The sequence below is a fragment of the Janthinobacterium rivuli genome, assembly GCF_009208735.1.
Taxonomy (GTDB): Bacteria; Pseudomonadota; Gammaproteobacteria; order Burkholderiales; family Burkholderiaceae_D; genus Janthinobacterium.
Map to the genome: position 1 here is coordinate 1 of NZ_WFLJ01000098.1, position 256 is coordinate 256.

Here is a 256-nt window from a genome sequence, read left to right on the forward strand (position 1 = left end):
GACGGACGCGGGCTTGCCGGACGGCGTCTTCAACGTGGTGCAGGGCGACAAGGAAGCCGTGGATGGCTTGCTGCATCACCCGGACGTGCGCGCCGTCAGCTTCGTCGGTTCCACGCCGATCGCCGAATACATCTACGCCACCGGCTGCGCGCAAGGCAAGCGCGTGCAAGCCCTGGGCGGCGCGAAGAACCACATGGTCGTCATGCCGGACGCGGATATCCCGCAGACGGTGGACGCCCTGATGGGCGCGGCCTTC

The 256-nt window shown here is 68.0% G+C and carries 1 protein-coding gene; it reads left to right on the top strand.

Annotated features, from left to right (window positions below; all coding sequences use genetic code 11):
• The coding region (locus GCN78_RS29100) for an aldehyde dehydrogenase family protein (RefSeq protein WP_152254755.1) at window positions 1–256 on the top strand (256 nt) is incomplete at both ends.